Source organism: Zestomonas ipomoeae (assembly GCF_057128665.1).
The window spans coordinates 148,376-169,114 of sequence record NZ_JBSKHQ010000004.1 but is presented as its reverse complement, the minus strand read 5'-3'; the positions used below and the strand labels follow the sequence as shown (position 1 = coordinate 169,114).

At 68.1% G+C, this 20,739-nt stretch carries 18 protein-coding genes; 9 read left to right on the top strand and 9 right to left on the bottom strand.

All coding sequences use genetic code 11. The features are described from left to right. Window positions 1-20: 20 nt before the first annotated feature. The 3 genes from ACWKV7_RS07845 to ACWKV7_RS07835 form a co-directional block, all read right to left on the bottom strand. Window positions 21-1,400 (bottom strand): DUF3482 domain-containing protein, encoded by a 1,380-nt coding sequence (locus ACWKV7_RS07845; protein WP_483857102.1) that lies wholly within the window; start codon window positions 1,398-1,400, stop codon window positions 21-23. Between the two features lie 180 nt (window positions 1,401-1,580). Beyond that, window positions 1,581-2,987 carry a DUF2868 domain-containing protein gene (locus tag ACWKV7_RS07840; protein ID WP_483857101.1) on the bottom strand — a complete coding sequence of 469 codons (1,407 nt, stop codon included), beginning with the start codon at window positions 2,985-2,987 and terminating at the stop codon, window positions 1,581-1,583. 70 nt (window positions 2,988-3,057) lie between these two features. Continuing rightward, a complete protein-coding gene (locus ACWKV7_RS07835; RefSeq protein ID WP_483857100.1) occupies window positions 3,058-4,209 on the bottom strand; it encodes a glycerophosphodiester phosphodiesterase in 1,152 nt (383 codons plus the stop codon). Window positions 4,210-4,346: 137 nt separating this feature from the next. Between ACWKV7_RS07835 and ACWKV7_RS07830 the strand changes: the two genes are divergently transcribed. Beyond that, window positions 4,347-4,874 carry a dihydrofolate reductase gene (locus tag ACWKV7_RS07830; RefSeq protein ID WP_483857135.1) on the top strand — a complete coding sequence of 176 codons (528 nt, stop codon included), beginning with the start codon at window positions 4,347-4,349 and terminating at the stop codon, window positions 4,872-4,874. 23 nt (window positions 4,875-4,897) lie between these two features. On the opposite strand, the gene ACWKV7_RS07825 is transcribed toward ACWKV7_RS07830, so the two are convergent. Further along, on the bottom strand, window positions 4,898-5,806 hold the full coding sequence (locus tag ACWKV7_RS07825; RefSeq protein WP_483857099.1) for a choline sulfate utilization transcriptional regulator: 909 nt from the start codon (window positions 5,804-5,806) through the stop codon (window positions 4,898-4,900). 109 nt (window positions 5,807-5,915) lie between these two features. Between ACWKV7_RS07825 and betC the strand changes: the two genes are divergently transcribed. From betC to ACWKV7_RS07810, 3 genes are all read left to right on the top strand, one after another. Further along, on the top strand, window positions 5,916-7,424 hold the full coding sequence (betC, locus tag ACWKV7_RS07820; RefSeq protein ID WP_483857098.1) for a choline-sulfatase: 1,509 nt from the start codon (window positions 5,916-5,918) through the stop codon (window positions 7,422-7,424). A gap of 34 nt (window positions 7,425-7,458) precedes the next feature. Further along, window positions 7,459-8,379, top strand: coding sequence for a choline ABC transporter substrate-binding protein (gene choX / locus ACWKV7_RS07815; RefSeq protein WP_483857097.1), 921 nt, complete (start codon window positions 7,459-7,461; stop codon window positions 8,377-8,379). A gap of 457 nt (window positions 8,380-8,836) precedes the next feature. Beyond that, complete coding sequence (locus ACWKV7_RS07810) at window positions 8,837-10,402, top strand: SulP family inorganic anion transporter (RefSeq protein ID WP_483857096.1); 1,566 nt, start codon at window positions 8,837-8,839, stop codon at window positions 10,400-10,402. 84 nt (window positions 10,403-10,486) lie between these two features. Here ACWKV7_RS07810 and aroE read toward each other — a convergent pair whose 3' ends face one another. Together aroE and hemF are read right to left on the bottom strand one after the other, a co-directional pair. Beyond that, the gene (aroE, locus tag ACWKV7_RS07805; RefSeq protein WP_483857134.1) at window positions 10,487-11,305 is read right to left on the bottom strand and encodes a shikimate dehydrogenase; all 819 of its coding nucleotides are present in this window, start codon (window positions 11,303-11,305) and stop codon (window positions 10,487-10,489) included. A 4-nt stretch (window positions 11,306-11,309) separates the two neighbouring features. After that, window positions 11,310-12,224: an oxygen-dependent coproporphyrinogen oxidase gene (gene hemF, locus ACWKV7_RS07800; protein WP_483857095.1), complete on the bottom strand. Its 915-nt coding sequence runs from the start codon at window positions 12,222-12,224 to the stop codon at window positions 11,310-11,312. 146 nt (window positions 12,225-12,370) lie between these two features. Here hemF and ACWKV7_RS07795 point away from each other — a divergent pair, with 146 nt between their 5' ends. Next, window positions 12,371-13,348: an NADPH:quinone reductase gene (locus ACWKV7_RS07795; protein WP_483857094.1), complete on the top strand. Its 978-nt coding sequence runs from the start codon at window positions 12,371-12,373 to the stop codon at window positions 13,346-13,348. A 195-nt stretch (window positions 13,349-13,543) separates the two neighbouring features. Here ACWKV7_RS07795 and tsaC read toward each other — a convergent pair whose 3' ends face one another. The 3 genes from tsaC to ACWKV7_RS07780 form a co-directional block, all read right to left on the bottom strand. Beyond that, the gene (tsaC, locus tag ACWKV7_RS07790; protein ID WP_483857093.1) at window positions 13,544-14,101 is read right to left on the bottom strand and encodes an L-threonylcarbamoyladenylate synthase type 1 TsaC; all 558 of its coding nucleotides are present in this window, start codon (window positions 14,099-14,101) and stop codon (window positions 13,544-13,546) included. A 73-nt stretch (window positions 14,102-14,174) separates the two neighbouring features. Then, window positions 14,175-15,281, bottom strand: a complete 1,107-nt coding sequence (dprA, locus tag ACWKV7_RS07785; protein ID WP_483857092.1) for a DNA-processing protein DprA — start codon at window positions 15,279-15,281, stop codon at window positions 14,175-14,177. A 78-nt stretch (window positions 15,282-15,359) separates the two neighbouring features. Continuing rightward, window positions 15,360-16,385, bottom strand: coding sequence for a LysM peptidoglycan-binding domain-containing protein (locus tag ACWKV7_RS07780; protein ID WP_483857091.1), 1,026 nt, complete (start codon window positions 16,383-16,385; stop codon window positions 15,360-15,362). 152 nt (window positions 16,386-16,537) lie between these two features. On the opposite strand from ACWKV7_RS07780, the gene def reads away from it, so the two are divergent. The 4 genes from def to trkA are packed head-to-tail and all read left to right on the top strand — an operon-like array spanning window position 16,538 to window position 20,732. Then, window positions 16,538-17,044, top strand: a complete 507-nt coding sequence (def, locus tag ACWKV7_RS07775) for a peptide deformylase (protein ID WP_483857090.1) — start codon at window positions 16,538-16,540, stop codon at window positions 17,042-17,044. A gap of 47 nt (window positions 17,045-17,091) precedes the next feature. Continuing rightward, window positions 17,092-18,036, top strand: a complete 945-nt coding sequence (fmt, locus tag ACWKV7_RS07770; protein ID WP_483857089.1) for a methionyl-tRNA formyltransferase — start codon at window positions 17,092-17,094, stop codon at window positions 18,034-18,036. Continuing rightward, window positions 18,033-19,346, top strand: coding sequence for a 16S rRNA (cytosine(967)-C(5))-methyltransferase RsmB (rsmB, locus tag ACWKV7_RS07765; protein WP_483857088.1), 1,314 nt, complete (start codon window positions 18,033-18,035; stop codon window positions 19,344-19,346). The genes fmt and rsmB overlap by 4 nt, the downstream gene beginning before the upstream one ends. Window positions 19,347-19,358: 12 nt before the next feature. Continuing rightward, complete coding sequence (trkA, locus tag ACWKV7_RS07760) at window positions 19,359-20,732, top strand: Trk system potassium transporter TrkA (RefSeq protein ID WP_483857087.1); 1,374 nt, start codon at window positions 19,359-19,361, stop codon at window positions 20,730-20,732. The last annotated feature ends 7 nt before the right edge of the window (window positions 20,733-20,739 follow it).

Here is a 20,739-nt window from a genome sequence, read left to right as displayed (position 1 = left end):
CCGTCAAAGCAAGCCTGCGGTCACGACGATTCGGTGGGCAACAGGGCGGCCAGCTGCGCCACCGCCGCCTGGCGTTCGATCTGCTGCGGCTCCGCGTCGGGGTTGAGGTTGGACCACTCCGGGTGGGCGCGGGCCTTGTGCAGCGGTTCGGGCAACGGGCCGTCGCGCCAGCCCTGGTCCTGCGGCAGGTCGAGACGAATCGCCTGTTGCGCAGCGTGGCCGCGGGCGGCGAGGGCCTGCAACAACTGCCGCTGGCGCAAGGCGAGCAGGCGCAGCACGGCATCGTCGACGGTCAGTTCGCGCTGGCCCGTGAGCTTGCCGAGCAGGCGCCGACCGTAGTGGCGGGCAGCCTGCGCACCGCCGCCGGCCAGCGCACCGAGCAGCGCAGCGGCGCCGAGGGTGAGGCCGCCGACCAGCAGATCGACCCCCGCGCCCGCCGCCGCACCCGCGGCCATGCCGCCGCCCAGCCGACCGCCGAGCTGCTTGAGGGTTTCCGGGTTGAACAGGTCGTCGCCCCAGCGGCCGTCCAGTAGCGGCAGCTCGCCGGGCTGGGCGTCCTCGCGGCGGAACGCATACAGCCGCAGCAGGGCTTCGACGCAGTGTTGCTCGCGCTGACGCACCGCCTGGTGCAGCTCGCGGATCGCGCCCTGTTCGATCACCGCCTGGGCGGCCACGCTGCGCCGGCAGGCGGCGGCGTCGACGAGCAGCTCGGCGACCAGGCGGGTGCCGGCCTGCATTCGCGCCCGGGCCTGGGCCTCGTGGTCGTCGATCAGCCGCTGCAACGACGCGCGGGATTTCTCCAGCAGCAGCGCCAGGCTTTCATACAGCCGGCGCTCGCCATCCAGCGGCGGCGCCACCGTGTCGAAACGCACCAGCGCATGCAGGCCGAGGCGGGCCAGGGCCTCGCGCCAGTCCTGTTCGCGCGGGCTGCTGCCGGCGACGAAGTTGAGCACCGGCAACAGCGGCTTGCCGCACATTGCCAGCACCGTCAGCTCGTCGCGGTACTTGGCCAGCACCGGCTCGCGGGCATCGATCACGTAAAGGCCGGCGTCCGAGGCGAGCAGTTGGCGCAACACCTTGGCCTCCTGCTCGAAGCGCTGGCGCGCCTCGCTGCCGTCGAGGAAGCGGGCAATGCGCGCCGGCCCGTCGAGCCGCTCGCCGGGGCGATCCAGCCGCTCCAGGTAGTCGAGCAGGGCGATGGCATCTTCCAGGCCAGGTGTGTCGTACAACTCCAGCAGCGCCTCGCCGTCCACCGACAGCCGCGCGCCCTCGACGTGGCGGGTGGTGCTCGGCCGGTGGCTGACCTCGCCGAAGCCCGCATCGCGGGTCAGGGTGCGCAGCAGCGAGGTCTTGCCGACGTTGGTATGGCCGACCACGGCGAGCCTTAGCGGTTTGCTCATAGTGCCGGTCTCGGCAAGGTCACCCCGTATCGCATCCGGCCTCCGGGGCTTCGTAGGGTGGATGGCGCTTCAGCCCTCCACCCGCCGTAACGGTGGATGAAAAAGGCATCATCCACCCTACAGGGCTGCACATTCCTGTTGGGCTTCGCTGCGCTCAACGCCAACCTACGGGTGAAGTACTCAATCATGTCCCGTCTCCAGCCAGGCCAGCGGGGCGGCGCAGCCGTGGCGCAGGCCGAGGCGGTCGAGGGCGTCGCGCCAGTCGGCCAGACGCTCGCTGTCCAGCGCTTCGCCGGGCGGCGCCTGCAGCAGCCAGACGCGGGTTTGCGTCGCCGAGCGGGACAGCTCGCCGAGCAGGGCGAGGGTGCCGCGATCCGGTGAGCGGCGCGGGTCGCAGGCTACCAGCAGGCGCGCCGGCGGAAAGCGGCTGAGCTGGTCGAGCAGATGCCGGCGCTGCTCGCGGCTATCCAGCACGCCAGCGTCGCTGATCCCCTTGGGCAACGCCGGCGGCCAGGGGCGACTGGGGTCCAGTTCGATAGCCACCAGCAGCGCCCCGGTGCTGGTGCCGAGGTGCACGCCGCCCTGGGGCTGGTCGAGCAGCGCCGGCGCCTGATCGCTGACGCCGAGGCGCTGGCTGCCCGGTTGCAGACGTTCGCGCAGCAATTGATAGGCGGGCAGCTCGAGGTCCAGCGTCAGGCGCGCCCGGCCGCGGCGCCAGCGCCACAGGCACAACGACGCCAGCAGCAGGCGCGGCAGCAGGCCGTAGACCAGCAGCGCACCGAGCAGCCAGCCGGCCCAGGCCTGGCGCGCGGCGTCCAGGTCCAGCGGCTGGGCGCTGGCGCGGATCAGCGCAATGTCTGGCTGCGGAAAGCCGAGCAGCGCCGGCAGGGCGCCCAGGGCCTGGGTAAAGGCAACGAAGCTGTCGCTGCCGAGAATGGTGGTTTCCCAGACGAAGCCATAGCGGCGGGCAGCGAACAGCGCCAGCAGACCGAGCAGGGCGCTGCCCAGGGTCAACAGCCAGAAACCGTGGATCAGCAGGCCGAGCCCCCAGCGCGCCAGCCGCTGGCGTTGCAGCAGCACCAGCAGCGCCGGCGCCAGGTGCACGGCCTGGGCATCGCGGGCCAGCTTGGCGCTGAGCCACAACCACAGGCGGCCGAGGGCGCCGCCGCTGTCGCCGGCCAGCAGAAAGCCCAGGGCCCAGCCGAGCAAGGTCAGCAGATTGAGGCCAAGCAGGCTGCCGAGGGCCCAGAACACGTTGACCGGTCGCTGGCCGTCGCCAAGAGCGGCCAGGGCCAGGCCGAAACCGGTGAACAGGCCGAGCAGCAAAAAGCCGAGCAGCGCCAGGCGGGCGCCCTGGTGCCAGTGGCGCAGCGCCTCGAGCTGGCCGTCGCGCTCGGCAAGCAGCAGGGCACGGGCCTGGATGCGCTGGGCGAGGTCGCCGCCGGCGGCCCGGGCGCGGCGGTTGGCCTCGCTGTCTTCCAGCGGGCCGGCCTGCTCTTCGCGCAGGCGCATGGCTTCGGTCAGCCAGAGGCGGTCGAGAGAGGTGAGGGGCACGCGGCGTCTCGTCGGTATCAGGCCCTTGAGCATAACCGCTGATGAGCGCCACGGCTAAATCGAAGCCCGGCGCGCGCCGCTGCCGCGCGCGTCGGGTGTTCGCTCAGGGGTGCAGGACCTGCGCCGCCACATCCGGCTGGTCGCTGAACAGGCCGTCGATGCCGGCGTCGAGGAACCAGCGGATCTCCTGGGCGAGGTCGCCGCGTGCCTGCGGGTCGTCGCCCTCGCGCAGGTTGCGCGGCAGGAAGTTGTTTTCCGCGCGGAAGGTATACGGATGCACCACCAGGCCGGCGGCGTGGGCGTTCGTCACCAGGTCCGTGGCGTTGGCCGGGTCGAGCATGCCGTTGGCGTCGAGCGGAATGATCATGCTCTTTTCCGGGCCGATGCCGTCCGCATAGCGGGCGATGGCGCGCAGCCCTTCGGCGCTGGCCATGCGCTGGTAGGTCAGCTTGCTGCCAGCCACGACCTGGTCGTAGGGCTGGCCATCGATCCACAGCAGTTGCACCAGGCGCAGCGGGGTCAGGCGGTTCAGCTCGCGCAGGTTATCCACCTCGAAAGACTGGATGAACACCGGCGACCTGCGGCTGGCGTAACCGTTGCGGGCCAGCAGGCGCACCAGCGGCTTCTCCATGGCCAGGCCGAGGCTCTGGAAGTGGCTCGGGTGCTTGGTCTCCGGATACAGGCCGATGATGCGTCGCTGGCTGAGCTGCAGGGACTTCACCAGGTCGATGATTTCCTGCAGGGTCGGCACCTGGAAGGCGCCATCGAGGCGGGCGTTGCCGGGGCGGACCTGGGGAATGCGCTCGATGGCGCGCAGGGTCTTGATCTCGGCGAGGGTGAAGTCCTCGCTGAACCAGCCGTCGATGCTCACGCCATCCACGGTCTGGCTGCGCTTGCGCGCGGCGAATTCAGGTCGCTTGGCGACGTCGGTGGTCAGCCCCAGTTCGTTGTCGTGGCGGGCGATCAGTTGGCCATCCTTGGTCATCACCAGGTCCGGTTCGATGTAGTCGGCACCCTGCAGGATCGCCATCGCATAGGAGGCCAGGGTGTGCTCCGGCACGTAGCCGCTGGCGCCACGATGGCCGATGACGATGGGCGCCTGCTCGGTGCGCGGGCCGGAAGCGACGGGCGCTTGCTGGCGCGCCCAGTCGATGGCGGATTGCACCGGGTCCGGTGCGGCGAAGGAAGCGAGCGGCAACAGCAGGCCGGCGGCGGCCAGCCAATGACGCAGGATTGCGGTGGTCTTGCGAGCCATGGGGCATCTCCATGCGGTTGTCGGAATGTCCAGCACTGCGCTGGCAGCACGATTCGACCGCCGCCCGGTGGCAATTGCATGACAGCCGCCGGAGCGACCGCCAGAAAGGCCGGCTGATGCACATTTCCAGCTCTGCTATGCTCGCCGCCATGAACCAGACCCACCTTCCCCTCGCCCTGATCGTCGCCCTCGCGCAGAACCGCGTGATCGGCCGCGACAACCAACTGCCCTGGCACCTGCCGGCGGACCTCAAGCACTTCAAGGCCATGACCCTCGGCAAGCCGGTGATCATGGGCCGCAAGACCTGGGACTCGATCGGCCGCCCGTTGCCGGGCCGGCTCAACCTGGTGGTCAGCCGCCAACCGGACCTGCAACTCGACGGCGCCGAAGTCGAGCACAGCCTGGAGGCCGCGCTGGACCGTGCCGAGCAGTGGGCCCGCGAAGAAGATGCCGAGGAACTGATGCTGATCGGCGGCGAGCAACTGTTCGCCCAGGGCCTGGAGCGTGCCCAGCGCCTGTACCTGACGCGCATCGCCAGCGAGCCAGAGGGCGATACCTTCTTCCCCGAATTCGACCAGAGTGCCTGGCACCTGGCCTCCAGCATCGAGCATCCGGCCGGCGGCGAGACCCCGGCGTACGCCTTCGAAGTCTGGGAGCGCCGCTAACAGGCCGCTCAACCTCCGGCGGCTCAGCCGATGCCGCCGGTCTCCTCCCGCAACCAGTCGACGAAGCGCTGCACCAGCCGCTGGCGGCGTTTACGTTCCGGCAACACTGCGTAGTAGCCGTACGGCGAGCTGACGCTGCCGGCGATCACCCGGCTCAGCAGGCCCTGTTCCAGCAGATCGTCCACCAGGTGGCGCCAGCCGATGGCCACGCCCTGGCCGGCGATGGCCGCCTGGATCAGCAGGGTGTAGTTGTCGAAGCGCAGCAGGCCGGGCGCCGGCGCCTGCTGCAGGTCGAGCGCGGCGAACAGGCCCTTCCAGTCGAACCAGCGGCTGCGCACTTCCGGCTTCAGGTGCAGTAGCGGCAGTTCCAGCAACGCCTCCGGGGCCAGCGGCCAGGCGCGCCCCTTGAGCAACTGCGGGCTGCACACCGGGAACACCTCCTCGCGAAACAGCGCCAGCGCCTCGCCGTGCTTGAAGCGGCCGTCGCCGAAGGCCAGAGCCACGTCGATCTCCGAGCGCAGCACGCTCATGTCGCGCTCGCCGGTCACCAGGCTGACATCGATGTCCGGGTTGGCCTGGTGGAAGCGCGGCAGGCGCGGCATCAGCCAGTAGGCGGCGAAGGCGAAGTCGGTGGCCACCTGCAACACCTCGTGCTGCGGCTGGCGTATCGCCGCGAGCCCGGCGTCGAAGGCAGCCAGGCCCTCCTGCACGTGGCGCAGCAGGATCGCCCCGGCCTCGGTGAGCTGGATGCCACGGTAGACCCGGTCGAACAGCCGCGTGGCCAGCCGTCGTTCCAGGCGCTTGATCTGCTGGCTGACCGCCGGCTGGGTGGTGCCAAGCTCCTGGGCGGCGGCGGTGAAGCTGAGTTGGCGCGCGGCGGACTCGAAGGTCCGCAGCAGGTCGAGGGGCAGTTCCGCGTCGTCGTTATCCATAATCCATGCTTATCCGAGTCATGTTCCGCGCTGTGGTTTACGCGAATCGGCGTGGGTCGCACCATCGGCCCAGGCACTATCGCATAACTCGCAGAATGGATTAACCGGCATGTCACGTCCCAACATCCTGTTCATCATGGCCGACCAGATGGCCGCGCCGCTGCTGCCGCTGTACGCCGCCGACTCGCCGATCAAGCTGCCGCACCTGAGCCGCCTGGCCGGCGAGGGCGTGCTGTTCGACGCCGCCTACTGCAACAGCCCGTTGTGCGCGCCGTCGCGCTTCACCCTGGTCAGCGGCCAACTGCCGTCGAAGATCGGCGCCTACGATAACGCCGCCGACTTCCCCGCCGACGTGCCGACCTACGCCCACTACCTGCGCCGCCTCGGCTATCGCACCGCGCTGTCCGGCAAGATGCACTTCTGCGGCCCCGACCAGCTGCACGGCTACGAGGAGCGGCTGACCAGCGACATCTACCCGGCCGACTACGGCTGGGCGGTGAACTGGGACGAGCCGGACGTGCGCCCGAGCTGGTACCACAACATGTCCTCGGTGCTGCAGGCCGGTCCCTGCGTGCGCACCAACCAGCTGGACTTCGACGAAGAGGTAGTGTTCAAGGCCCGCCAGTATCTCTACGACCACGTGCGCCGGGGCGACGACCAGCCGTTCTGCCTGACCGTGTCCATGACCCACCCCCACGACCCCTACACCATCACCCGGCCGTTCTGGGACCTGTACCGCGACGAGGACATCCCGCTGCCGCGGGTGCGGATCGACCAGCACCAGCAGGACCCGCACTCGCAGCGGCTGCTCAAGGTCATCGACCTGTGGGACAAGCCGCTGCCCGAGCAGAAGATCCGCGATGCACGGCGTGCCTACTTCGGCGCCTGCAGCTACATCGACGCCAACGTCGGCAAGCTGCTGGCGACCCTAGAGGAAACCGGGCTGGCGCAGGACACCCTGATCGTCTTCTCCGGCGACCACGGCGACATGCTTGGCGAACGCGGGCTCTGGTACAAGATGCACTGGTTCGAGATGTCCGCGCGCGTGCCGTTGCTGGTGCACGCACCGAGTCGCTTCGGCGCGCGGCGGGTGAGCGCGGCGGTGTCCACCGCCGACCTGCTGCCGACCCTGGTGGAGCTGGCCGGCGGCGCGGTGCAGGCGAACCTGCCGCTGGACGGCCGCTCGCTGCTGCCGCACCTGCGCGGCGAGGGCGGGCACGATGAGGTGTTCGGCGAATACATGGCCGAGGGCACCCAGAGCCCGCTGATGATGATCCGCCGCGGACCGTACAAGTTCATCTATTCGGAACAGGACCCCTGCCTGCTGTTCGATCTGCACAACGACCCGCAGGAGCTGGAGGAGCTGAGCCAGTCGCCGCAGCACCACGCGCTGTTCACCGCCTTCCTCGCCGAGGCGCGGGCCAAGTGGGACATGCCGGCCATCCACCGGCAGGTACTCGCCAGCCAGCGCCGCCGACGGCTGGTGGCCGAGGCCCTGCGCATCGGCCGGTTGCAGAGCTGGGATCACCAGCCCTGGGTCGATGCCAGCCAGCAGTACATGCGCAACCATATCGACCTCGACGATCTGGAGCGCCGTGCCCGTTTTCCACAGCCCTGAGCCAACACGCACATCAACAACAGAGGTAGATGGCATGAACCGATTGAACGCCTTGCTCGCCGGCCTGCTGCTGGCCGCCACCCTGCCGGCCCAGGCCGAGCCGGAACAATGCCGCACGGTGAAGCTGGCCGACGCCGGCTGGAGCGACCTCGCCGTGACCAACGGCATCGCCAGCTTGCTGCTGGAAGGCATGGGCTACCAGACCCGGATCGATTCGCTGGCAGTGCCGATCATCTTCGGCGGCCTGCGCGACGGGCTGGTGGACGTGTTCCTCGGCAACTGGATGCCGGCACAGCAGAGCTACTACGACAGCTTCGTCGCCACCGGCCAGGTGGTGCAGCTGGCGCAGAACCTGGAGGGCACCGAATTCACCCTGGCGGTGCCGGCCTACGTGTGGGATGCGGGGGTGAAGGATTTCGCCGATCTGCAAAAACACGCCGGCGAGTTCAGGCAGAAGGTCTACGGCATCGGCTCCGGCGCGCCGGCCAACCAGTCGATCCAGCAGATCATCGACAAGAACGAATTCGGCCTGGGCGACTGGAAGCTGGTGGAATCCAGCGAGCCGGCGATGCTCTCGGAAGTGGAGCGGGCGGTGAAGCGCCAGCGCTTCATCGTCTTCCTCGGCTGGACCCCGCACCCGATGAACGTGCGCTTCGACATGCGCTACCTGAAGGGCGGCGAAGCCTACTTCGGCGCCAGCGGCAGCGTGCACACCCTGACCCGCAAGGGCTATGCGCAGGACTGCCCGAACGTCGCCAGGCTGCTGACCAACCTGCGCTTCAGCCAGGAGATGGAGAACGCCATCATGGCCGCGGTGGAGCAAAACAAGGGCAGCACCGCCGAGGCGGTGAAGGCCTGGCTCGCCGCCCACCCACAGGTACTGGAGCCCTGGCTGCAGGGCGTGAAGACCCTGGACGGCGGCGAGGCGCTGGTGGCGGTCAAGGCGCGGCTCTGAAGGATCATGATCCTCTGGCGCTGCCGGCCCATGGATACCGGCCTGCGCCGGTATGACGTGTAAAAGATGAGCTGCGGAAGGTGCCTATGACCATCAGTCCATCCGCACCCTCAACCATCCACCGCACTCTCAAGCCCGTCGCCCTGGCGAAGGCCGGGGCCCAGGAGGCTCACCGTCACTCCGGCGGCGCCTACCCATGGATACCGGCCTGCGCCGGTATGACGCGTGAGAGATGAGCTGCGGGAGAATGTCCATGACCACCAGCCCAATCGAACCCTCAACCATCCACCGCACTCTTAACCCCGTCGCCCCGGCGAAGGCCGGGGTCCAGTGGAATTGCACGGAGACTCGCCTCGCCATGCTCGAACGTCCACCCCATACCAAGGCCATCCTGGATGAATCGGGTATCGTCTCATCCAGGACCGTTCACTCCACTGCATCGCGCTAGAGAGCTTCCATGCACCGAAAGCGGCTCAAGCTGTTCCCCTTCCTCGCCTGGCTACCCCAACTGCGGCGGGCGGACCTGGGTAACGACCTGCTGGTCGGCCTCAGCGGCGCCATCCTCGCCCTGCCGCAGTCCATCGCCTATGCGCTGATCGCCGGGCTGCCGGCCGAATACGGGCTCTACGCGGCCATCGTGCCGGTGATGGTCGCCTGCCTCTGGGGCTCGTCCTGGCACCTGATCAGCGGGCCGACCGCGGCGATCTCCATCGTGCTGTTCACCAGCATCAGCCCACTGGCCACGCCGGGCAGCGTCGAATTCATCGCCCTGGCGCTGCTGCTGACCTTCCTCGCCGGGCTGTTCCAATGGCTACTGGGCATGCTGCGTTTCGGCGCCCTGGCGAACTTCGTCTCGCCCTCGGTGGTGCTCGGATTCATCCATGGCGCGGCCTTGGTGATCGCCGTCGGGCAGATGCCCAACCTGCTCGGTTTCGACCAGCCCAGCCAGCCCACCGCCGTACAGGATCTGCTGGCACTGGGCGGCCACCTGGGCGACGTGCACTGGCCCTCGCTGCTGGTAGGTTCAATCACCCTCGGCGTGTCGCTGCTGATACGCCGCCTGCTGCCGCGCTGGCCGGCGCTGCTGCTCGGTATCGTCGCCGCCAGTCTGGTGGTGCTCGCCCTGCCAGGAGTCTTCACCGAGGTGCCGCTGGTAAGCGCCTTCGCCGGCAGCCTGCCGCCGTTCAGTCCGCTGCCGCTGAACCTGCAGAACCTGCTGCAGCTGCTGCCCAGCGCCGTGGCTCTCGGCATGCTCGGCCTGGTCACCAGCCTGTCCATCGCTCGCGCCCTGGCGAGCAAGTCGCAGCAGATGCTCAACGTCGACCAGGAGGTGCGCGCCCAGGGCCTTTCCAACCTGATCGGCCCCTGGTTCTCCGCCTACCTGTCGGCCGGCTCCTTCACCCGCTCGGCGCTGAACCAGCAGGCCGGTGCCCGCTCGCCGCTGGCCGGGGTGTTCTCGGCGCTGTGGGTAGCGTTGTTCGCCCTGTTCGGCGCCGCGCTGATCGCCCATATCCCGCTGCCGGCGATGGCGGCGAGCATCCTGCTGATCTGCTGGGGATTGCTGGACTTGCGGGCGGTGAAGGCGCTGTGGCGGCTCAGCCACGCCGAGTTCGTGGTGATGGCGCTGACCTTCGCCGCCACCCTGCTGCTGGAGCTGCAGACGGCGATCTATGCCGGGGTGCTGGCCTCGCTGTTCTTCTACCTCAAGCGCACCTCGCGGCCGCGGGTGCAGCAGTGGCGCGAGGGCGAGGACGAGGTGCTGCGGCTAGAGGGCTCGATCTTTTTCGGCGCCTGCGCCTATCTGCAGCAACGCCTGCAGCGCTGCCAGGGGCGCCGGCTGGTCATCGACGCCAGCCACGTCAACTTCATCGACTACGCCGGGGTGGAAATGCTGCACCAGGAGGCGCGCCGGCTACTGGCGCAGAACCGCAGCCTGCACCTGCGCCATGCCCGGCCGCAGGTAATCGAGGAAGTGCTCAAGCTGGAAGGCGCCGGGCACTGCCCGGTGCGTTTCGAGGATTGATAGATCAATGCAGCGGCGAGCGGCCTTGCGTTGGGCTTCGCTGCGCTCAACCACAACCTACGCTAGACGGAAGGGCGCAGGCATTCACCCCAGCAGGCGACGGAGTTCCGCCAGCACCGGTGCGGTATCCGGGCGCACCCCGCGCCAGACGTAGAACGCCTCGGCGGCCTGCTCGGCGAGCATGCCCAGTCCGTCCAGGGTGCGCGCCGCACCATGCTGCGCGGCCCAGGCGTTGAAGGCGGTCGACTCCTTGCCGTACATCATGTCGTAGCACACCGTATGCCCCGGCGCGATCAGCCCCGGCGCAATCGGCGGCACGTCCCCGGCCAGGCTGGCCGAGGTGCCGTTGACGATCAGGTCCACCGGCGCATCGATCCAGTCGAAGCCGCTGGCGGCCACCGGTCCCAGGTCGGCGAAGGCCCGCGCCAGGGCCTCGGCCTTTTCCACCGTGCGGTTGGCGATGACCAGCTCTGCCGGGCGCTCGGCCAGCAGCGGCTCCAGCACCCCGCGCACGGCGCCGCCGGCGCCGAGCAGCAGGATGCGCTTGCCGCCCAGCGCAACCCCGTGGTTCACCGTCAGGTCGCGCACCAGCCCGGCACCGTCGGTGTTGTCGCCAAGCAGGCGACCGTCATCGAGCTTCTTCAGGGTGTTCACCGCGCCGGCACGCTCGGCGCGGGCGGTCAGGCTATCGGCCAGGCGGATGGCTTCTTCCTTGAACGGCACGGTGACATTGGCGCCCCTGCCCTCGGTGAAGAAGGCGCGGGCGAAGCCGGGGAAGTCTTCCAGCGGCGCGAGCAAAGCCTCGTAGCTCAGGTCCTGGCCGGTCTGTTGGGCGAACAGGCGATGGATCAGCGGCGACTTGCTGTGGCCGATGGGATTGCCGAACACGGCATAGCGGTCGATCATCTCACGCCTCCCCGAGCCAGTCGCGGTCGGTGAGGAAGTACTCGGTCAGGCGTGCCTCCGGCGTGCCCGGCTCGGGCTTCCAGTCGTAGCCCCAGCGCACGTGCGGCGGCAGCGACATCAGGATCGATTCGGTACGCCCGCCTGATTGCAGGCCGAACAGGGTGCCACGGTCGAATACCAGGTTGAATTCCACGTAGCGCCCGCGGCGATAAGCCTGAAACTCGCGCTCACGCTCGCCATAGGGCACCAGCTTGCGGCGCTGCACGATGGGCAGGTAGGCCTCCAGATAGGCGTCGCCGATAGCACGCATGAAGGCGAAGCTGGTATCGAAGTCCCACTCGTTGAGGTCGTCGAAGAACAGCCCGCCGATGCCGCGCGGTTCGTGCCGGTGCTTGAGGTGGAAGTAGCGGTCGCACCAGGCCTTGAACTTCGGATAGACCTCGGCGCCGAACGGCGCGCAGGCCTCGCGGGCGACCCGGTGCCAGTGCACGCAGTCTTCCTCCACCGCGTAGTAGGGGGTCAGGTCGAAGCCGCCGCCGAACCACCAGACCGGCTCCTCGCCTTCCTTCTCGGCGCTGAAGAAGCGCACGTTGGCGTGGGAGGTGGGCACATGGGGATTTTCCGGGTGGATCACCAGCGACACGCCGAGCGCCTCGAAACCGCGCCCGGCCAGTTCCGGGCGGTGGGCGCTGGCCGAGGGGGGCAGGGCATCACCGAAGACGTGGGAGAAGTTCACCCCGCCCTTTTCGATCAGCGTGCCGTTCTCGATCACCCGCGTGCGCCCGCCGCCGCCGGCCGGCCGCTGCCAGCTGTCCTCGAAGAAACGGCCACCGCCGTCCTCGGCTTCGAGGGCGGCACAGATGCGGTCTTGCAGGTCGAGCAGATAGGCCTTCACGGCTTCGGTGCGATCACTCACGGGGTCACCTTGAAACGCTGGCAAAGCCGCGCGGCGCTTGGGCCGGCGGCGAAAAGAGGCGCTAGCATAGCATCTGCGACGATTGACGCAGGCCGGCGGCGGCGCTTGGATAGGCGCTCCCAGGCCCTCCGAGAAGGAACCACGCAATGGCCAGACGCATCCAGTTCAGCACCCACGGCGGCCCCGAAGTCCTCCAGTGGATCGACCAGAATCCCGGCGAACCCGGCCCCCATGAGGTACTGGTACGCAACCACGCTATCGGTCTGAACTTCATCGACACCTACTACCGCAGCGGCCTGTATCCGCCGCCGGCCCTGCCCTCGGGCCTCGGCAGCGAAGGCGCCGGCGTGGTGGAAGCGGTGGGCAGTGCGGTCAGCCGTGTGCGCCCCGGCGACCGCGTGGCCTACGCCACCGGCCCGCTGGGCGCCTATGCCGAGCTGCACACGCTGCCGGAAGGCCATCTGGTCAAGCTGCCGGAGGCCATCGAGTTCGAGCAGGCAGCGGCGATGATGCTCAAGGGCCTCACCGTGCAATACCTGCTGCGCCAGACTTATCGCCTGCAGGGCGGCGAAACTATTTTGTTCCACGCGGCGGCCGGCGGCGTCGGCAGTATCGCCTGCCAGTGGGCCAAGGCCCTGGGGGTCAAGTTGATCGGCACCGTCGGTTCGGCGCAGAAGGCCGCGCTGGCCGAGTCCCTCGACGCCTGGGCGACCATCGACTACAGCCGGGAGAACGTCGTGCAGCGGGTTCTGGAGCTGACCGACGGCAAGAAGTGCCCGGTGGTCTACGACTCGGTGGGCAAGGACACCTGGGAAACCTCGCTGGACTGCGTGGCGCCACGTGGCCTGCTGGTCAGCTTCGGCAACGCCTCGGGGCCGGTCAGCGGGGTCAACCTCGGCATGCTGGCGCAGAAGGGCTCGCTCTACGTCACCCGTCCGACCCTTGGCGGCTACGCAGACACGCCGGAGCACCTGCAGGCGATGGCCGACGAGCTGTTCGAGATGGTGCAAAGCGGCAAGATCAGGATCGAAATCGGCCAGCGCTTCGCCCTGCAGGACGCCGCCGACGCCCATCGCGCCCTGGCCGGCCGGAAGACCACCGGCTCGACTGTATTGCTGCCCTGAATCGTAGCAGCACCGTAGGGTGGGTTAGGCGCGCACAAGCACGGTGGGCAGGAACACCCTGCAGCCAAGGCGCGCCGTAACCCACCGAGCATTCGCACCGTTGGACTACGCGGCGCCCGAACGGCTAAGCGGCTGGCTGGCACCTGGCATTGTGCCGCTCACCCAACCTACGGAAGCATTGCGGCGCAGAGCCTCTCATGCCGGGCGCACCACCTCGCCGGTCACCAGGTCGCGAATGATGCTGGGGTTCTTGCGCCCACCCAGCGCACCGCCGAGCACGGCATCCAGTTGGCGCGGGAAGTACTGCTCGACCCGCAGCCGCGTGCGCGCCGCCGGGCGCCCGCCAGGGTTGGCCGAGGTGGACACCAGTGGCCCGGTCAGCGCGCAGAGTTCACCCACCAGCGGGTGGTCGCTGACCCGCAGGGCGACGCTGCTGTGGCGGCCGACGATCCACTCCGGCAGACGGTCCTGGTGTGGCACCAACCAGGTATTCGGCCCCGGCCAGGTACTGGCCAGGCGCGCCTTCCAGGCATCCGGCAGGTCGGCGAGCAGGAAGTCGAACTGCCGAATGTTGTCGGCCACCAGAATCAAGCCCTTTTCCACCGGCCGCTCCTTCAGCGCCAGCAGGCGGTAGACCGCCTCGCCGTTCCACGGATCGCAGCCGAGCCCCCAGACCGCCTCGGTCGGATAGGCGATGACCCCGCCCTCGCGCACGATTCGCGCCACCCGCTGCACTCGCCAACTGCTTACCATCGCCATGCTCCCCGGATTGAACTGCGCGCAGTTTAACCAAGCCGAGCGGAGCGTCTATTGCCGAATGGTTACCTTACGCACAGCCGACCCAATGGCCGGCTTCACAGGCGACCTGGCCGTCCAGCTCCAGCTCGGTCAGTGCCGCCAGCACCTGGGGTAGGGGCCAGCCGCTGGCGGCGGCCAGCGCCTCGCTGCTGTGGGGGGCGGCGCGCAGCAAATCCAGCAAGGGGTGGCTTGCTCCGGCCTTCGCCGGCGTCGCCTGGGCAGGCGCCGATACCTGCCAGCCACGCAGCGCTTCGAGGATGTGCTCGATGCTTTCCACCAGAGTCGCACCCTCGCGGATCAACTGATGACAGCCGCGCGCGCCGGGATGGTGGATCGAACCGGGAATCGCATAGACCTCGCGCCCCTGTTCGACCGCCAGCCGCGCGGTGATCAGCGAACCGCTCGACGGGCTGGCTTCCACCACCAGCACACCGAGGGACAGGCCGCTGATGATGCGGTTACGCCGGGGGAAGTTGCTCGCGTGGGGCGGGCAGTCCAGCGGCAGCTCGGAAATCAGCGCGCCGCCATTGCCAACGATATCCGCCGCCAGCCGCACATGCCGCTGCGGATAGAGCCGCTGCAAACCGGTGCCGAGTACCGCCACCGTACCGCCGCCGGCGTCCAGGGCACCCTGATGCGCGGCGCCGTCGATGCCCAGGGCCAGACCGCTGGTGATCACGAAACCGCCACCAGCCAGGCTGCGGGCGAAGCTGCGGGCGGTGTCGAGACCCGGTCGCGAAGCACGCCGACTGCCGACCATAGCCAGTTGCGGTCGCTCCAGCAGTGCGGGATCGCCGGCGACGAACAGCAGCGGCGGCGCATCGTTCAGTTCCGCAAGCAGCGCCGGGTAATGCGGATCGTCCCACATCAGCAGGTGCTGGTCGGGTTGCTCCAGCCAGGCCAATGCGGCGGCGGCACGTTCGCGCACGGGTACGCTGCGACGAGCCTCGGCGCTGGCTGAAGGTAAACCCAGGGCACGCCAGGCAGCGGCTGGCGCACTGAGAGCGGCCGAGGCGCTAGCGAACGCGGAAAGCAACCTGGCGAAACGCCGCGGACCCAGCTCCGGCAGGCAATGCAGGCGCAGGCGGGCTTCCAGCTCGGCAGGGGTGATGCGATGGACAGAAGACTGCGACATGGCGATCGTCCTTGATCAGTCGCGCCGCCGAAGCGGCAGGGGAAACGAAAAAAGCCCCGCGGAGCGGGGCTTGGGGTATTACGGGTTGCGAACCTTGTCCATCAGTTCCAGCGAGCGGCTGGCGGCCAGGACCAGACCATAGCTGAGCTTGTCGTAGGCGCGGAACACCATCAGCAAGCCGGCGCGCTCATCCGGGATCTTGACCCTTTCACCGGTCACGCGGTCGCGAACGGTTTCGCCGGTCTTGTAGATCGCCAGCACATTGCCTTCGGTCAGGCCGTCGCGCTTGCCCCTGTTGATGGTCACCACGTCGTATTGGCCGATCTGGGTCACGCCACGCGGTATGTCGAGGATTACGCCGTTGATCTGGCTATCCGGCTCGCTGGGCATGAAGGTCGAGTTGATCGCGCGTTCCTCGGTGGGGAACAGGCGGTCGCCCAGGCGCACTTCCTGGGTGGTGCGGGTCAGGTTCAGCGTGGCGATGTCGCCTTCCTCGGAAACCACCTCGGTGCTGCCGATATCGTCGGCGTTGATGCCGAGGAATTCCTGGGTTTCCGGATCGATGTAGGTCTTGCCCTGGCGGAAGATGCCGTAGATACGCTGTTCGTCCGGGAACTCGCCGCGGCCATAGACCCGGTCACCGGTGCCGCTGACCACGCGCTCGGCATTGCCGGCGACGATGTAGGGCGCCTTCTGGAACGCTTCGGCAGTATCGACGATGCGGTTGGACAGCAGGAAGCTGTTGATCGCCTCCAGCGGAATGGTCGGGATCGCCTCGGCCATCGGCGTGCTGCGAACCTGCGGCGACAGCTTGATGGTCCCGCGCGAATCGCCGCGGTTGAGCATCAGGCGCGGCTGGCCGTCGACATAGACGAGGCTCAGGGTATCGCCCGGATAGATCAGGTGCGGGTTTTCGATCTGCGGATTGGCATGCCAGATTTCCGGCCACTTCCAGGGCTGGCTCAGGAAGCGTCCGGAGATATCCCATAGGGTGTCGCCTTTGACCACCGTATATTGCTCGGGATGCCCCTGCTTGAGCTCGACTGCGGCCTGGGCCAAACCCCCTGCGGCAAGCAGCAGCAGGGCGAGTAGTGATTTCCTCATACGGTGAATCCCTTTATTATGTGTATTCACGTGAAGCGCCCTAGCGCCGCGGCTTGTCCTAGGGAAGCGCGGCGTGAACCCGTTTTTTCAATGCTGCTCATCATCTTAGCAGCGGATTTTTACTTTATTCCACAAGTGCATCACAAACGCATATGGCGATCCTGAACATCCTCGAATTTCCCGATCCGCGCCTGCGCACCATTGCCAAGCCGGTGGACGTGGTTGACGACGCTTTGCGCCAGTTGATCGACGACATGTTCGAAACCATGTATGCCGCCCCCGGCATCGGCCTCGCGGCTACCCAGGTCAATGTGCACAAGCGCCTGGTGGTGATCGACGTCAGCGAGGACAAGAGCGAACCGCTGGTGTTCATCAATCCCGAGTTCGAGCCGCTGACCGAGGAATGCGAGCAATACCAGGAAGGCTGCCTGTCGGTCCCCGGTTTCTACGAAAACGTCGAGCGTCCGCAGAAGGTGCGCATCAAGGCGCTGGGCCGCGATGGCCAACACTTCGAGATGATCGCCGAGGGCCTGCTGGCGGTGTGCGTGCAGCACGAGTGCGATCACCTCAACGGCAAGCTGTTCGTCGACTACCTGTCCAGCCTCAAGCGCGACCGCATTCGCAAGAAGCTGGAAAAACAGCACCGGCTCCAGGCGTAACAACCCAAAGGCTTGCCTCGGCAAGCCTTTTTTCTTAGCGAGAAAGCATGTCCGATTCCCTGCGCATCGTTTTCGCCGGCACCCCGGAATTCGCCGCCGAACACCTGCAAGCCCTGCTCGAAACCCCACACCGGATCGTCGCGGTCTACACCCAACCGGATCGCCCCGCCGGTCGCGGCCAGAAACTGATGCCCAGCCCGGTCAAGCAGCTCGCCGTCCGCCACGACATTCCGGTCCTGCAGCCCAAGACACTGCGCGACCCGGCGGCCCAGGCCGAGCTGGCAGCATTCGCTCCCGACCTGCTGGTGGTGGTCGCCTATGGCCTGATCCTGCCGCAGGCGGTGCTGGATATTCCGCGCCTCGGCTGCGTCAACAGCCATGCCTCGCTGTTGCCGCGCTGGCGCGGTGCGGCGCCGATCCAGCGGGCCATCGAGGCCGGCGACCGCGAAACAGGGGTGACGCTGATGCAAATGGAAGCCGGCCTGGATACCGGGCCGATGCTGCTCAAGACCATCACCCCGATCGCCCCCGAAGACACAGGCGGCAGCCTGCACGACCGCCTCGCCAGCCTCGGCGCGCAGACTCTGGTGCAGGGCGTCGCCGCACTGGCGGCCGGCACGCTGGTCGGCAAAGTGCAGGACGACTCCCTGGCGACCTACGCCCATAAACTGAACAAGGACGAGGCACGTCTCGACTGGAACCGCCCGGCGATAGCGCTGGAACGGCAGATCCGCGCCTTCAACCCCTGGCCGATCAGCCACAGCACGCTGCACGGCGAGCCGCTGAAGGTGCTGGCGGCGGAGCTGGGCGAGGGTAGCAGTGAACCCGGTCGCATCCTTGCCGTGAGCAAGGAGGGCCTGACCGTCGCCTGCGGCCAGGGCGCGCTGCGCCTGACCCGCCTACAACTGCCCGGCGGCAAGCCGCTGGCCTTCGCCGACCTGTACAACAGCCGCCGCGACCAGTTCGCCATCGGTTCGGTGCTGGGCGCATGAACCCGCGCTTGGCCGCCGCCCGCGCCCTCGGCGCCGTGCTTGCCGGCAAGGCTTCGCTGGGCAGCAGCCTGCCGGCGCAGCTGGACAAGGTCGAACCGCGCGACCGCGGCCTGACCCAGGACCTGGCCTACGGCGCCGCGCGCTGGCAGCCGCGCCTCGCCGCACTGGCGGAGAAGCTGCTGCAGAAGCCCTTCAAGAGCGCCGACAAGGACGTCGAAGCGCTGCTGCTGGTGGGCCTCTACCAGTTGTTCCACACCCGCATCCCTGCCCACGCCGCCATCGGCGAGACGGTCGGCTGCGCCGACAAGTTGAAGAAGCCCTGGGCCAAGGGCCTGCTCAACGCCGTGCTGCGTCGCGCCCAGCGCGAAGGCGAACAACTGCTGGCCGAACTGGAGCACGATCCGGTGGTGCGCACCGCCCACCCGCGCTGGCTGCAGAAGGCACTCAAGGCCCACTGGCCAGAGCAGTGGGAAGCGATCTGCGCGGCGAACAACGCCCATCCGCCGCTGATCCTGCGGGTCAATCGACGCCACGGTAGTCGCGACGATTATCTCGCCGAGCTGCGCCAGACCGACATCGCCGCCGAAGCCTGCCCGTTCAGCCGCGACGGCATTCGCCTGCACGAGGCGTGCGACGTCACCGGACTGCCCGGCTTCGCCGAAGGCCGCGTCAGCGTGCAGGACGAAGCCGCGCAACTGGCCGCCGAGTTGCTCGAGCTGGCTCCCGGCCAGCGGGTACTGGACGCCTGCGCCGCGCCCGGCGGCAAGACCTGCCACCTGCTGGAGGCCGAGCCGGGCCTGACCGAAGTGGTTGCCGTCGATCTCGAGGAAAGCCGCCTGGCGCGAGTCCGCGAGAACCTGCAACGCCTTGGCCTGGACGCCACGCTGATCGCCGCCGACGGCCGCGACGTCGCGGCCTGGTGGGACGGCCAGCCGTTCCAGCGCATCCTGCTCGACGCGCCCTGTTCGGCCACCGGGGTGATCCGCCGTCATCCGGACATCAAGCTGACCCGCCAGGCCGACGACATCCCGGCACTCGCCCAGCTACAGGGCGAGCTGCTCGACGCCCTCTGGCCAACCCTGGAAGTCGGCGGCGTGCTGCTCTATGCCACCTGCTCGACGTTGCCGGCGGAAAACTCCGACACCATCGCCGCGTTTCTCGCCCGCACCCCCGGTGCCCGCGAACTGGACATCGCCGGCCCGTTCGGCATCAAGCAGCCCCATGGCCGCCAGTTGTTGGCACAGCAGCACGGCCACGACGGCTTCTACTATGCCAAGCTGATCAAGATCGCCGCCTCCGTCCGCGGCTGAGGAAGGACTCGCATGAAGATCATCATTCTCGGCGCCGGCCAGGTTGGCGGCACCCTCGCCGAACACCTGTCGGTGGAGGCCAACGACATCACCGTGGTGGACACCGACGGCGATCGCCTGCGCGACCTCGGCGACCGCATGGATATTCGTACCGTGCAGGGCCGTGGCTCTTTCCCGACGGTGCTGCGCCAGGCCGGTGCCGACGATGCCGACATGCTGATCGCGGTGACCAACAGCGACGAGGTGAACATGATCGCCTGCCAGGTCGCCTACACCCTGTTCCACACCCCGACCAAGATCGCCCGCGTGCGCGAGTCGGCCTATCTGACCCGCGCCGGCCTGTTCGACAACGAGGCGATCCCGGTGGACGTGCTGATCAGCCCCGAGCAGGTGGTGACCAACTACATCAAGCGCCTGATCGAATACCCCGGCTCGCTGCAGGTGATCGACTTCGCCGAAGGCAAGGCCCAGCTGGTGGCGGTGCGCGCCTACTACGGCGGCCCACTGGTCGGCCAGGAGCTGCGCCAGTTGCGCCAGCACATGCCCAACGTGGATACCCGGGTGGCGGCGATCTTCCGTCGCAACCGGCCGATCATCCCCCAGGGCGATACGGTGATCGAGGCCGACGACGAGGTGTTCTTCATCGCCGCCAAGGGCCATATCCGCGCGGTGATGAGCGAGATGCGCCGCCTCGAGGACAGCTACAAGAAGGTGGTGATCGCCGGCGGCGGGCACATCGGCGAGCGCCTCGCCGAGGCCATCGAGAGCCGCTATCAGGTGAAGATCATCGAGCGCAATCCGGCCCGCTGTCGCTACCTGTCGGAAACCCTGGACAGCACCATCGTGCTGCAGGGCAGCGCCTCGGACAAAGACCTGCTGGTCGAGGAGAACATCAACGACGCCGACATCTTCCTCTCGCTGACCAACGACGACGAGGCCAACATCATGTCGTCGCTGCTGGCCAAGCGGCTCGGCGCGCGCAAGGTGATGACCATCATCAACAACCCGGCCTACGTCGACCTGGTGCAGGGCGGCGAGATCGACATCGCCATCAGCCCGCAGCTGGCCACCATTGGCACCCTGCTGACCCACGTGCGCCGCGGCGACATCGTCAGCGTGCACTCCCTTCGCCGCGGCGCCGCCGAAGCCATCGAGGCCATCGCCCATGGCGACGCCAAGTCGAGCAAGGTGGTCGGCCGCGCCATCGAGGACATCCCGCTGCCGCCGGGCACCACCATCGGCGCGATCATTCGCGACGAGGAGGTGCTGATCGCCCACGATGACACCATGATCGAATCCGGCGACCACGTGATCCTGTTCCTGGTGGACAAAAAATACATCCGCGACGTCGAGCGGCTGTTCCAGGTCGGCCTGACCTTCTTCTGAGCGGAGC